Here is a 14096-nt window from a genome sequence, read left to right on the forward strand (position 1 = left end):
CCCAAAAGTATATTTTATTAAGTGAAATTGAACTTTTTTAGTGATATAGCAAGAAATTACAGTAATTTCAAGCATGCTGGTTATCCGAACAATTAAATTTTTACATTATTTTGTTGTTAATTTTTTTTCTTTTAAGAGAGCATGTGAACCATCCTTATAATAATTTTTTCTTATTCCTACAGTAGAAAAATCAAATCGACTATAAAATTTTTCAGCAGTAACATTACCCTGAGAAACCTCCAATAATATTTTTCTTAAATTTAATTTTTCACATTTTTTTATTAAATAGCTCATAAGATATGATCCAAAACCCCTTTTCCTAAATTTCTTATTTACAACAAAATAATTTATTTGAGCTTCATCAAGAACAACCTGAAAAACACATATTCCAATAACCAAATTTGTAATTAATAATCCAAAGATTTTTGTATCTTCTTTTTTGAATTCGTTAGCCCATTGTGTCTTATTCCATAAGGAAATTGTATCTGAATCTAATTCATAACATAAATCAATATCTTTCTTATAAATTTGTTCGATAGATATCATTTTATTATGTAATTATGTATATTTAAAAAGTTCAAATCTAGAGTCATTATAAAATATGACGGTTTTGGCAAAACTTTATTTAAAGTTCTCCCATGGAAGAAAAACAATCTTTTTTAAAAGAGAAAATTGACTTAGAAAGTCCTAATAAAAATATTGTACCTATTTCCACATCCATTGGAGGAGATGGGAAATTGTCAGTTGGCGGATGTTCTATTGAAGAGTTGGTTAAAAGATATGATTCCCCCCTTTATATATTGGATGAAATCACTTTGAGAAAGTCTTGTAGAGCTTATAAAAAAGCATTAGAAAAATATTACCCAGGGGAATCTCTACCTATATATGCTTCCAAAGCAAATAGCTCTATATTCATGAGTAATCTTGTTTCCTCAGAAGGTTTAGGACTTGATGCAGTGTCAGAGGGAGAATTATTAACTGCTCTAAAGGGTGGGGTACCAAACGAAAAAATTGTTTTTCATGGGAATAATAAATCTGATAAAGAAATTGATTTCGCAATTAGAAATAACATCAAAATAATTGTAGATAATGACTATGACTTAAGAAGATTAGAGGAAGTATCAAATTCATTAGATCATGACTTAGAAATAATGATTCGCTTTACTCCTGGAATCGAATGCCATACACATGAATACATAAGAACAGGTTCATTTGATAGCAAGTTTGGTTTTGGAATTGAATATCTGAATAATTTATTTGCGACCATAAGCGAAACTAAACATTTAAAATTAAAAGGCCTACATGCCCATATTGGTTCCCAGATCTTTGAACTAGACCCACATAAGGATCTAGGTGAAATAATGGTAAAAGTTATTTTAGACGCCAAAAAATTTGGCCATAATATTAATGAACTTAATGTCGGTGGAGGTTTAGGCATTAAATATACAACATATGACGATCCACCTTCTATCGATGAATGGGTTAAAACAATTTCCAACTCGGTTTTTAAAGCTTGTAAAAAACACAATTTAGATCTACCAAAATTGATGTGTGAACCTGGAAGATCCATCGTTTCTACAGCAGGCATAACAATTTACAAGATTGGAGCTTTTAAAGAAATTCCTGGAATCAGAACTTATTTGTCAGTTGATGGCGGGATGAGTGATAATCCAAGGCCAATAACATATCAATCAAATTATTCTGCCTGTTTGGTAAAAAACCCCTTAAATATTAACTCAAAAAATAAATATACAATCGCTGGTAAACACTGCGAATCGGGAGATGTATTGTTTAAGGAGATAGAACTAGCAAATTGCGAAACAGGAGATCTAATATGTGTTTTTGGTACTGGTGCTTACAATAATTCAATGAGTTCTAACTACAACAGAATTCCGAGACCTGCATCACTTTTAGTTTGTAATGGAGAAGCAGAGATTATTCAAAAAAGAGAAAGTCCGCTTGATCTTTTGAAATATGATGTTTTGCCTGATCGCTTTATTAAATAAAATTAGGTAAATTTAAATTAATTTTGTTTTTAGTGTGAATTTTTGGGGAATTATAAATTTTAAGCTTTTATTAGATGTCTTATTTGCTCTTGGTTTCGGACTTTTATTATTCTCTAGAGTAAAAGAACAAAGAACATTATGGCTTCTAAGAGGCTATTTGTTTTTGGTATCATCCGCATGGTTTATTCAAAGATATGCATCCTTACCCCTAACATCAAAATTAATTGATGCTGTTGTCCTAGCTTGCTCTCTTTCATTAGCGATTCTTTGGCAAGGAGAGTTAAGAAGATTAATGGAATTACTAGGCACTGGAAGGTTAGCTGTATTACTTGGGAATCCACCAAAAGAATTTAGAGCAACTTCAACTACTATTACTCAGTTAGTTGATACTGCAGGTAAACTTTCTCAAAATAGAAGAGGCGCTTTAATCGTTGTAGATTTGGGGAGTGATTTAAGACCTGAAGATTTTTTATATTCAGGCACCAAAATTGAGGCACAATTATCAACTGACCTTTTAATAAATCTTTTTGCAACAGATACGCCTTTACATGACGGAGCAGTTCTTGTGAAAGGGAATAAAATAATTTCTGCCGGCGTAATACTTCCTCTTTCAAGACAAGGTATAAGTAGATATGGCACTAGACATCTAGCAGCATTAGGTATTACAGAAAGATTTGACAGATGTATTTGTATTGTTGTTTCTGAAGAAACAGGTACATTATCATTAGCAAACCAAGGCAAACTCGAAAGGCCAATAACCAGCAGCAGGTTACAAGAACTTCTTGCAAAATTGATTGGTAATCAAAACTCTATGGGATCAAATAAAGTATCTTTAAGTAAAAATGTCTTATCCCAAAAAACAGACTCAGATGATAATATTATCACTGATATTAATAAAAAAGAGTCAGAAAAATCAGAAATTTTTATTAACAAAAAGGATTAGCTAATGAGTTTAGAAAATGTAATAGAGGATAAAATTAATGACTTATTATTAAAAATAGATAAGCAAAAATTACCCAACCATGTAGCAATAATTATGGACGGCAATGGGAGATGGGCGACCAGAAAAGGTTTACCCAGATCATTTGGTCATAAACAGGGCGTTAATGTATTAAAAAAAGTTCTCAAAGCTGCTAAAAATTTAGGTTGTAAAGTAATTACTGTTTATGCTTTTTCAACTGAAAATTGGACAAGGCCAACAAAAGAAGTTGATTTCCTCATAAATCTTTTTAGTGAAGTTTTAAAAAAGGAAATTAAAGAGATACATGAAGAATCAACAAAAATAAAATTTATTGGGGATTTAACTCCTTTCCCAAAAAATTTAAAAGAACTAATCTCTAGTTCAGAATCACTTACTGAAAATAATAATAAATTTTTATTTAATGTTTGTGTTAACTACGGAGGTAGACAAGAAATTGTTCAAGTTGCAAAAGAACTAGCATTAAAATCTTCTGCTGGGGAAATTAAACCAAGTGAAATTAATGAAGAATTATTTAATTCAGAACTATTAACTGGAGGTATTAAGGATCCAGAATTATTAATAAGAACTAGTGGCGAAAAAAGGATAAGTAATTTTTTACTATGGCAATTAGCATATTCAGAAATTTATATATCTGATGTACTTTGGCCAGAGTTCAATGAGCATGAATTTTTTAAAGCCATAATTGATTACCAATCAAGAAATAGACGTTTCGGCGGTATAGAATCATTACCAAATGAATCTTTTGAAGATTCTCAATATTTATCCTAATAAATATGGCTAATTCGAATAATCAGTTATTAAAAGAAATTAGGTTTGATTGGAATAAAGAGGAGATATTGGAAATACTTAATATGCCTCTTATTGATTTAATGTGGGAATCACAAAACGTTCATAGGAAATTTAATAAGTACGATATTCAATTAGCATCATTGTTCAGCGTAAAAACTGGTGGATGTGAGGAAAATTGTTCCTACTGTAGCCAATCTATTTATAGTGCTAGCGAAATTAAAAGTCATCCACAATTTCAAGTTGAACAGGTTTTAGCAAGAGCTCAAATAGCAAAAAATGAAGGTGCAGATAGGTTTTGTATGGGTTGGGCGTGGAGAGAAATTAGAGATGGGAAATCTTTTAATGCAATGTTAGAGATGGTTAGCGGTGTAAGAGATTTAGGGATGGAAGCATGTGTTACTGCAGGAATGCTTACAGAAGATCAAGCTTCAAGACTGGCTGATGCAGGTTTGACCGCGTATAACCACAATCTTGATACTAGTCCTGAGCATTATAAAAATATTATTACGACTAGAACTTATCAAGACAGACTAGATACTATAAAAAGAGTAAGAAATGCAGGAATAAATGTTTGTTGTGGAGGGATAATAGGCTTGGGTGAAACTAATGGAGATAGAGCATCTCTTTTGGAAGTCCTTTCAAACATGAATCCACACCCAGAAAGTGTTCCTATAAATTCATTAGTAGCTATTGAAGGTACTGGTTTAGAAGATAATCAAGAAATTGATTCTATTGAAATGATAAGGATGATAGCTACAGCAAGAATTCTTATGCCTAAAAGTAAAATAAGATTAAGTGCAGGGCGAGAAAAGCTTTCAAAAGAAGCCCAAATTTTATGTTTTCAATGTGGGGCAAATTCAATTTTTTATGGAGATGAGTTACTAACAACTTCAAATCCATCTTTTCAATCAGACAGAAAACTTCTTAAAGAGGTAGGATTATCATTTAACAAAGATTTTGAAACTCGTGAAAAAACATTATCTTCTTTATGAAAGGCAAAAATTATAAAATAGTCTCTCTTTACTCTTTCTTCCCATTTCAAGAAAACTTAATTATTGATCTAAAAAATAAATTATTAGAAATCGAAAATGAAAATGATCTTTCAGGATTGTTAATTTTTGCTAGTGAGGGTATTAATGGAACTATTTGTGCCGAGAAAAATGTAATTGATTTTGTTATCAATTTAATTAATAAATATGCAGGTAATAGAAATTTGAATATAAAAGTAAACTTTTCAAAAGAGAAAGTCTTCAAAAAATTAAAAATAAAAATCAAAAAAGAAATAGTTACCATGGGTGTCCCTGAAATAAACCCTGCAGAAAATAATGGGACCTATATTGACTCAGTTGATTGGAATAAGTTAATTAAAAATCAAAATACAATAGTAATTGATACTAGAAATCATTATGAGGTTTCTTTAGGTACATTTCAGAACTCTATAAACCCAAATACAAGAAATTTTCGCGAATTCCCCAAATGGGTAGATGATCATTTAGAAACCCATTTAGAAAATAAACAGAATACAAATATAGCAATGTTTTGTACCGGAGGAATAAGATGTGAAAAAGCTACTAGTTTACTTAGAAAGAAAGGTTATAAAAATATTTATCACCTACAAGGGGGTATACTTCAATACCTTGACGATATACCAAAAGAAAAAAACTTATTTGAAGGTGAATGTTATGTTTTTGATAAAAGAGTTGCTTTAGATCAAGATTTAGAAAAAGGATCTTACTCGATTTGTCATGCATGTGGAATGCCAATTTCAATTCAAGATCAAGAAAGAAAAGAATATAGAAAGGGTATCCAATGTCATTTCTGCATAGACAAATTCAGCGATGATGATAGGAAAAGGTTTGAAGAAAGACAAAAACAAATCGATAGATCAAAAGTGGAAAATCATAAAATCTATAAGGACTAATTTTCAAAATCATGAAAGTTGAAGAATTAGAAAAATTAGCAGGTTCCATTGGATTATTAATTAAAATTCAAGTTAGAGAAACTATCGGATTATGTTTTTTTAGAATCGTAATTGCAGAACAGAAAGATAACATAATTAAGATTTGGGCCGAAATGAAAGGTTGGACTTATTTAAATAAACAAGGTATTCAGCTTGATACATTAAGAATCCTTAGTAAAGCTCCTGCTTTTGTTTCGGAATTAATATGGGCAACAACTATGGCTTGGGCAATTGAAAAAAAATCAAGCAACAAAGTAAGACTTTTAGCTATTTTTGATAGTGAAGGATATAGTAAAAAACTTGTAAGATATTTCAAGTTAATAGGATTCAAAATTGTCAAAGAAGTTGGTTCTAGCCCAGAAGATCTTTTATTAAGGTTGATTTGGGGAGGTGCTGGCACACTTATGAACGGGGAATGTATTTCCATATTGAAAAGACTTGAAAAGAAACTCTCTTTAATTGGAGAAAGTTAACCCGCGTGATAACTACTTCTAACTAAAGGGCCAGAAGATACTTTTTTGAATCCTAATTCCTTAGAGAAGCGATATAAATATTCAAACTCTGATGGATCCCAATATTTCTTAACTGCCAAATGATTGAATGAGGGCCTTAAATATTGGCCAATTGTAATTTGATCACAATCTATTTTTTTAAGATCATAAATTGTATTTTTTATTTCATCCAATGTTTCCCCAAGTCCTAACATAATTCCTGATTTAGTTTGAATATGAGGAGCAATATCCTTTGACTTTTTTAGTAAGCTAAGGGATTTTTTATAATTTGCACCCCTCCTAACTTCTTTTTGCAGTCTTTCAACAGTTTCAAGATTATGATTAAAGCATATTGGATCTTTTTCTAAAATCATCTTCAATCTCTCAGTCTGAAGGTTATTTGTTTCATCAAGATTTTTGCCTCCACCCCATAAATCAGGAGTTAAAACTTCAATTTTAATTGTTGAATCAATTTTTCTAATCTCATCAATTGTAGATATAAATAAATTTGCACCATGATCAGGGAGATCGTCTCTAGCTACAGATGTCAAAACAACATATTTCAAATTTAGTACTTTCACTGCTTCAGCCACTTGAGTACATTCATCAATATTGATAGAACTAGGTCTACCTTTATTTACCTGACAAAAAGCACATGAACGAGAACATATCGATCCACCCAGTAAGAAGGTAGCTGTTCCTGAGGCATAACATTCTGCTCTATTTGGACATCTTGCTTCTTCACAAATAGTATGAATATTTGATTTTTTGATTAGTGTTTGTATTTTTTCGAATTCTGAAGCTTTACTAATAGGAAATTTAATCCAAGAGGGAAGTCTTAAGATTTTTTCTTTCTTGATTAGATTATTGTGTATCATTGTCTAATTTAGATTTGTTCTGCCCTCTAAGGCCCTTGCAAGTGTAACTTCATCCACATATTCAAGTTCACTGCCCATTGGGAGCCCATATGCAATCCTCGTAACTTTAGTAAAAGGGGCTAACAATTTTCCAATATAAAGACTTGTTGTATCTCCCTCAACACTTGGGGTCAATGCCAATATGATCTCATCTATTTCTGACTTACTAACTCTCTCTACCAAGCTTCTTATTTCTAAGAGTTCGGGGCCAACAGAATCCATTGGGGATATTAAACCACCAATAACATGGTAAACACCTTTAAATTCTCTGGCGCGCTCCAGAGCAAGCAAATCTTTAGTTTCTGCTACTACACAGATTAGTTTTTGATTTCTTTCAGTATTTCTACAAATTTCGCATTCATCTTCTGAAGTCAAATTGAAGCATTTTTTGCAACGACCAACATTACTATGTGCTTCTAACAGAGCCTTTGAAAATTCTCTTATTGTACTTTCAGGTTGTTTTAAAATAAACAGGGCTAATCGTTGAGCTGTTTTGGGGCCAATCCCTGGGAATTTCTCAAAATGACCGATTAATTTTGAAAGTGGTTTGGTATAAGTAATCAAAATTAAACTATTTCTAGAGATAATTTAGACGCAAAATTCCGAATTGCCATAATTGTTTGCTTTTAATGTCTTATGATGTTTTAAGTTAGTACTCTCAATCAAAATGAAAAATATTAAATTTAACCCTTTCAAATATTTATTTTTGATTTTTTTGTGTTTAACACTGAGTGCTTGTAGTGGCGGACTAAATGCGGGATTAGAAGCTTATCAAAGTCCAGATGGTAGATATGCCTTTTTGTATCCAACAGGATGGACTAGAGTAAAAGTCGATGGAGGACCTGAAATTATTTATCATGATTTAATAAATAGTAATGAGACCTTAAGTTTAGTTATCTCTGATGTCAATAAAGAGGTTCAATTAGAGCAATTAGGAAGCCCAAGTGAAGTTGGTCAAACATTAATTGATAAAGTCATTGCTCCCGAAGGTTCAGGTAGAGAGGTAAAACTTATAAATGCCAATAAGAGGGAAACATCTAATCATATTTTCTATGATTTAGAGTATGAATTAAATTTAAATGAACAGGCAAGACATGAATTAGCTACTGTCGTAATTGATAGAGGAACACTTTACACTTTCGCTGTAGGAACAAATGAAGAAAGGTGGAATAAAGTTGACGGTATGTTTAGTAACGTAATTGAATCATTTAACTTCTTAATATAGTTTAGAAATTCATACTAGATTCCTACTTGAACATTCCACAAATCAGCATATATTTTGTTCTGATCTAATAGTTTTTCATGTTTTCCGCTTTCAACTATTTTACCTTTATCAATAACTACAATATTATCCGCATTTTTTATAGTACTTAACCTATGAGCAATTACTATAGTTGTTCTTTCTTTTGTGATTTTAGATAAAGATTTTTGAATTAAAGCCTCTGTTTCATTATCAACTGAAGCTGTAGCTTCATCTAATATTAATATTGGAGCATCCTTTAAAACAGCTCTTGCCAAGGCAATTCTTTGACGTTGCCCGCCTGAGAGCCTTTGGCCCCTTTCCCCCACAATAGTTTTATAACCATCTGGTAATTGTTCAATAAATTTATGAGCTTCCGCAATCTTTGAAGCTTTAATAATATCTTTAAGACTTGGATTGATTGAGCCATAAGCAATATTTTCTTGTACACTCCCATGAAATAAATAAGTTTCTTGACTTACTAAAGAGATACACTTTCTTAAATCCCTCAAATTTATTTCTTTAATAGAAACCCCATCCAATGTTATTGACCCATTTTTACTATCATAGATTCTAAGTAGTAGTTTTATTATTGTACTTTTCCCAGAACCTGTTAAACCAACAATTCCTAATGTTGAGTTATTTTCAATTTTAAAATTTATGTTTTTTAAAGTTAAATCTCGTCCAGGATAATTAAAATTTATATTATTAAAAATAATTTCTCCTTTAATATCTTTGGGTTCAATTTTTATTTTTCCATCTTTTATTTTTATAGGCGTATCTATGAGATCAATTACTCTATCTATTGAAGCCATAGATCTCTGAAAATCATCTAAAACATGCCCCAAAGTAGTTAAAGGCCACAATAGTCTTTGTGTAATAAACACTAAAAAACTATAAGTACCTACATCAAGTGTCTTATTCCAAGTTTGGAAACCTCCAATTAATAGAATAGCAATAAAAGCAAATAAGATTGCAAATCTTATAAGAGGGATAAAAGCAGAAGATAATTTTATTGCAGCCTTATTACTTCTTTGATAATCGAGACTTTCCTTATTTAATCTATTTAGTTCCCATTTTTCTTTCGTAAAACTTTTTATAGTTAGAATTCCACTTAAATTATTATTAAGCCTTGATGCCAACAGTCCAGCTTTATTTCTGACATCTCTGTATTTTGGAGCAAGCTTCCTTTGAAATTTAATTGATCCTAAAAATATAATTGGAATAGGAAAGAAAGCAAATAAAGCGATTTTTGGAGCGACAAAAATCATAGTGCCCCCAATTATTAAGACAGTTATAAATAACTGAATAATCTGATTAGCCCCTTGGTCTAGAAATCTCTCGAGTTGATTTATATCATCATTCAAAATAGACAATAGCCTTCCAGTATTATCATTTTCAAAAAAATCCATATCTAATTCCTGAATATGCTCATAAGCTTTTATTCTTAATTTATGTTGCGATAGCTGAGCCAAATTTCTCCATAAAATCGAATATAAATATTCAAAAGAGGATTCACCAGACCAAACTATTCCTGAAGCAAATGCAAGAAAAATCAATTGTGCTGGAACTTCTTTTATTCCAAAACCAGCAATCCATGAATTCTGTTCCTTAACCACGATATCGACTGCAAGACCAATTATTACAGGGGGAGCTAAATCTAATATTTTATTAATTATGGAACTAAGAAAAGCAAAAAATAGTAGCCCTCTTTCCTCAATAAGATTTAAATAAAGTCTAATTATTGGATTTTGATTGTTCTTAGACCTCATAAAAATAATAATTAAATTTTTCTATTATGATTTAAATTTTTTTTAGTTTCTAATTTACATTTTATTTTTGCATCTTGATGACTTGCAGTTTGCATAAATTCTTCGTAGTAACAATCACAAGTTTCATTCGCTATTTCTTCACTATATACCATTTCAGCTTTCATCATCTCCTCTTTGACACTCTGAAGACAAAATAATTTTATAATTGAATTTTGTTTCGTTTGAGCTAAATAATAACTATTAAATGAGTTGAATAGTATTATCAGATTCACAAAAATAAAGAAATTATATTTGCTAGCTTTCATTCTCTATCACTAGTTTCTGACTTTAATCTTTTTTAATTTATTTTTAGTTTCTCTATGCAGATCTCTGGGTAAATCTACCAAACTGTAATCATTAAAAATCTGTATCTTACCAATTGATCTACCATTTATATTAGTTGAATTACAGATTGAGGATATAATATTTGCAACTCTAACTCCATCAAATTTACCAAAATTAAATTTGTAGGTTTCAAAAGAATCATTTTGATAATTATTTCTTCTATTTGAATTTCTCATACGATTATTACTATTTCTATTTGATCTATTTCGATCAGTATTATTTTGTTTATTAATCCAAGAATCATCTTCATTAACAAAAAATGATTTATTACCTATTACTAAATTAATCGCCGCCATTGCAATATTTGAGTCATCCATAGAGTATTTTTCTTTTAAATTATCTAGTACATCAATAATCAAAGCTTTATTTTCTTCATTTTCATCTTTAGCTAAAGAACTCTCATTAACATTATCTATAAGTTTCTCCATCCTTTTTTCATTTATTATTTTATTACTTGGTATATTAATTTCTTCAATCTTGGTTCTTGTTGAGTTTTCTAAGTTTCTTAGAAAATGTTTTTCTCTTTGATTGACAAATAAAATTGCTTCTCCTGATCTGCCTGCCCTTCCAGTTCTTCCAATTCTATGAGTATATGTTTCCTTGTCAAAAGGAAAATCGTAATTAACAACAAGTTTTATCCTCTCAACATCTAATCCTCTAGCTGCGACATCAGTTGCAACAAGGATATTAATAAATCCTTTTTTCAATCTATCTACAGTATTTTCTCTTTGATTTTGAGGTATATCTCCATTAAGTACTGCCACAGTATGACCTGAATTCTCTAAAGCTTCAGCTATTGAAGTAGTAAGTAGTTTTGTCCTAACAAAAATAATTACTCCCTCGTTATTAAGTTCTAGTATTCTTTTTAAAGCATCTAACTTATGATGCCTTTGTACATATAGAAATTTTTGCGAAATTAATTGAGTTTCTTTTTTGACACTTTTGATTAATATTTCGGCGGGATCATTTAGATATTTTTTTGCGATATTTCTTATCTCACTAGGCATTGTTGCTGAAAACAATACCATCTGCTTATTTTCCGGAAGTTGATCTATTATCCATTCAATATCTTCAAGAAAACCCATATTTAACATTTCATCTGCCTCATCTAAAACAAGACAATTTATATCTGTAATTTTAAAAGTCCCCTGCCTTATATGATCCATTATTCGGCCTGGGGTCCCAACTACTACATCAACTTTTCTTTTTAATGCAGAAATTTGATTTCGATAGTCGGTACCTCCATATATTGCAACCGTCTTAAAATTACTAGATTCAGAACTATAACTTTTAAAAGATTCTGCTACCTGAGTTGCTAATTCTCTTGTAGGAGTCATAACTAAAACCTTGGCATTTAATTCTTTATTATCTGTAAGTTTTTCTATTAATGGTAATGCGAAAGCTGCAGTCTTTCCTGTTCCTGTTTGTGCTTGGCCTAGTAAATCCCTGCCTAACATTAGTTCGGGAATTGCAGCTTTTTGGATGGGAGTTGGATTTTTATATCCTTTATTTATTAACGAGTTTAAGATCGATTGATTAAACCCAAAATCTAGAAATCCATTCTCAATATCATCTCCTTTCGATACATCCAAAAGTTGAGATTCAATTTCTTTTTTATTCTCTAAGTTCTTGAACTCTAGTAGGGAAGAATCTTCATTCTGAGACTTTTCCTGCTCACTACCAAGAAAGTTACTATCTTTTTTTAAAGCCATTTTAAATGCCTAATAATCTTCTGATTAGGCATTCAACAAATATCTAAAATGACTTAAATTGTTGATTAGCCTTACAGAGCCACATTATTAATCTAACATCTTGGAGATAAGATATTACTAATTTCTCAAAAATAAAATTTAATTTAAATAATATATATTTAAAGATTTTTTCGCTCTTGTAACAGCGGTATAAAATAACCTTCTTTCAAAATTATCTCTGCAAAAGATATTTTGATTATCTTTTTTTTCTTTTACAGCATATTGATTTCTTATATAATTTTGGGCCCACATAATATTTACTTTTTCAGATTCACTTCCTTGAGATTTATGAATAGTAATGGCTATTGCTGGGACAACATTTTCTAAATTAGATGGATCAATTAATGCGACAATTTCTTCGTTATTATCATTAAATTTTCTAAAAAGATATTTTCTTTTATTTTTTAAACCTATAAGTACTCCGATATCCCCATTTGACAATCCAAGTTCATTATTATTTTTTGTACACATGATCGGAACACCCTCTTTAAGAGTTTTAAGGTCATAGGGTTTTTTTTGACCAAAAATAATTTCATTCAAATATTCAACACTCCATATTCCGGAATTTTTTTCGCATAAAATCAATTGACTTTGTAAATCCATAAATATCTTATCTACTAAATCTTTTTCATTAAGCAATAAATTATCAATACTTTTATCAAATATATATTTTTTTTTACTTAAATTTGAAGTTGAAATATTTAACTTTTTTAGATGACTTGTAATCGAAAATAATAGATCTTTTGGAATTTCTTTTTCACTACTCTTTGAAATAGTAATTTCTTTTGAGTTATTATCTTTTTCTAATTCTTTTATCTTTTGATTAAGTAAAGAAAAATCATTTTTAAATATTAAACTACTAATTAATGCTATATCTCCATTATTTCTATAAGTTTTTTCTAAATTTACTACACAAGATTTAATTGAACTATTTTCGGAATATTCAAACAAATAATTCCATATAGAACAGTTATTTACTGGAGACAATTGATTTTTATCTCCAACTAAAATAATTTTACAGTCCTTTGCTAGCAAATTTAAAACTGATTCAATCAAATCGATATTAACCATTGACATTTCATCAATTATGAAAATATCAAGCTCTTTTAGTTTAAATTTCAACTTAAGAGATTTATTTTGATAATTTAAAATCCATCTATGTAAAGTTTGAAATTCTATTTGGTCTAGAAATTTGCTATGGGAAATATTTTTTTTATCATTAAGAGCTTCTTTTAAACGAGCTGTAGCTTTACCAGTTGGAGCAGACAAACCAATATTTAAAAAGTTATCAATTTGAAGGAGTTCTAGTATTAACTTTATTATTAAAGTGGTTTTACCCGTACCTGGTCCACCTTGAAGGAAAACTAAGTTTGAATATTTAAATATATTTTTAATTTGATCAATTTTGTTATCATTTTTATTAATTAATGAGTTCATTAAAATATCGGTATCTATTTTTTTTAGAAATGAATTAATAACTCTTTCTATCTTTTTTGACCATTTTGATAAGGATAATTTTCTATTTACTAATTCGAATGGAGAATGAAGGGAACCAATTAAACCTATTTTTTTTAGAATATCTATATGTTTATTGGGCCAGCCATCTTCTAATAATTCAAAGATTATTAAACTATTATCAACATCAATAATAGTTTCACCATTTTTTTCAAACTCCAATAAAATTGTTATTACATCTTTTACGAAATTTCCATATTTTTTTTCACTAAATTTGAAAATAACTAAAATTAAATTAAATATATGATCGTATTGGAACTTTTCATGCTCTGTAGTAGTTTTAGCCATT

The 14096-nt window shown here is 29.8% G+C and carries 14 protein-coding genes; 7 read left to right on the forward strand and 7 right to left on the reverse strand.

The features are described from left to right. Positions 1-105: 105 nt before the first annotated feature. The gene (rimI, locus tag EV02_RS06350) at positions 106-546 is read right to left on the reverse strand and encodes a ribosomal protein S18-alanine N-acetyltransferase (RefSeq protein WP_032519128.1); all 441 of its coding nucleotides are present in this window, start codon (positions 544-546) and stop codon (positions 106-108) included. A gap of 92 nt (positions 547-638) precedes the next feature. On the opposite strand from rimI, the gene lysA reads away from it, so the two are divergent. The 6 genes from lysA to EV02_RS06320 are packed head-to-tail and all read left to right on the forward strand — an operon-like array spanning position 639 to position 6210. Beyond that, positions 639-2006: a diaminopimelate decarboxylase gene (lysA, locus tag EV02_RS06345; protein ID WP_032519129.1), complete on the forward strand. Its 1368-nt coding sequence runs from the start codon at positions 639-641 to the stop codon at positions 2004-2006. A 34-nt stretch (positions 2007-2040) separates the two neighbouring features. Beyond that, positions 2041-2949, forward strand: a complete 909-nt coding sequence (gene cdaA / locus EV02_RS06340) for a diadenylate cyclase CdaA (RefSeq protein ID WP_032519131.1) — start codon at positions 2041-2043, stop codon at positions 2947-2949. Positions 2950-2952: 3 nt separating this feature from the next. Continuing rightward, positions 2953-3756 (forward strand): isoprenyl transferase, encoded by an 804-nt coding sequence (locus EV02_RS06335; protein WP_032519133.1) that lies wholly within the window; start codon positions 2953-2955, stop codon positions 3754-3756. Between the two features lie 5 nt (positions 3757-3761). Continuing rightward, complete coding sequence (gene bioB, locus EV02_RS06330; protein ID WP_032519135.1) at positions 3762-4769, forward strand: biotin synthase BioB; 1008 nt, start codon at positions 3762-3764, stop codon at positions 4767-4769. Then, positions 4766-5698 carry a rhodanese-related sulfurtransferase gene (locus EV02_RS06325; RefSeq protein ID WP_032519136.1) on the forward strand — a complete coding sequence of 311 codons (933 nt, stop codon included), beginning with the start codon at positions 4766-4768 and terminating at the stop codon, positions 5696-5698. Before bioB ends, EV02_RS06325 begins: the two co-directional genes overlap by 4 nt. A gap of 11 nt (positions 5699-5709) precedes the next feature. Further along, positions 5710-6210 carry a hypothetical protein gene (locus EV02_RS06320; RefSeq protein ID WP_032519139.1) on the forward strand — a complete coding sequence of 167 codons (501 nt, stop codon included), beginning with the start codon at positions 5710-5712 and terminating at the stop codon, positions 6208-6210. On the opposite strand, the gene lipA is transcribed toward EV02_RS06320, so the two are convergent. Together lipA and recR are read right to left on the reverse strand one after the other, a co-directional pair. Next, positions 6207-7106, reverse strand: coding sequence for a lipoyl synthase (lipA, locus tag EV02_RS06315; protein ID WP_032519140.1), 900 nt, complete (start codon positions 7104-7106; stop codon positions 6207-6209). The genes EV02_RS06320 and lipA overlap by 4 nt on opposite strands. Positions 7107-7109: 3 nt before the next feature. Beyond that, a complete protein-coding gene (gene recR, locus EV02_RS06310) occupies positions 7110-7709 on the reverse strand; it encodes a recombination mediator RecR (RefSeq protein ID WP_032519141.1) in 600 nt (199 codons plus the stop codon). A 103-nt stretch (positions 7710-7812) separates the two neighbouring features. Here recR and psbP point away from each other — a divergent pair, with 103 nt between their 5' ends. After that, complete coding sequence (gene psbP / locus EV02_RS06305) at positions 7813-8370, forward strand: photosystem II reaction center PsbP (RefSeq protein WP_032519142.1); 558 nt, start codon at positions 7813-7815, stop codon at positions 8368-8370. A 14-nt stretch (positions 8371-8384) separates the two neighbouring features. Here the strand turns inward: psbP and EV02_RS06300 are convergent, their stop codons facing one another. The 4 genes from EV02_RS06300 to EV02_RS06290 form a co-directional block, all read right to left on the reverse strand. Further along, positions 8385-10157, reverse strand: coding sequence for an ABC transporter ATP-binding protein (locus EV02_RS06300; protein WP_032519143.1), 1773 nt, complete (start codon positions 10155-10157; stop codon positions 8385-8387). An 11-nt stretch (positions 10158-10168) separates the two neighbouring features. Next, entirely contained in the window at positions 10169-10324 is a 156-nt protein-coding gene (locus EV02_RS09730) for a hypothetical protein (RefSeq protein WP_241433700.1), read from the reverse strand. Positions 10325-10471: 147 nt separating this feature from the next. Further along, positions 10472-12253 carry a DEAD/DEAH box helicase gene (locus tag EV02_RS06295; RefSeq protein ID WP_032519145.1) on the reverse strand — a complete coding sequence of 594 codons (1782 nt, stop codon included), beginning with the start codon at positions 12251-12253 and terminating at the stop codon, positions 10472-10474. Between the two features lie 138 nt (positions 12254-12391). Next, positions 12392-14095, reverse strand: a complete 1704-nt coding sequence (locus tag EV02_RS06290) for an AAA family ATPase (RefSeq protein WP_032519146.1) — start codon at positions 14093-14095, stop codon at positions 12392-12394. Between the last annotated feature and the right edge of the window lies 1 nt (position 14096).

This window comes from Prochlorococcus marinus str. SB, assembly GCF_000760115.1.
In the GTDB taxonomy this organism is placed as follows: domain Bacteria; phylum Cyanobacteriota; class Cyanobacteriia; order PCC-6307; family Cyanobiaceae; genus Prochlorococcus_A; species Prochlorococcus_A marinus_D.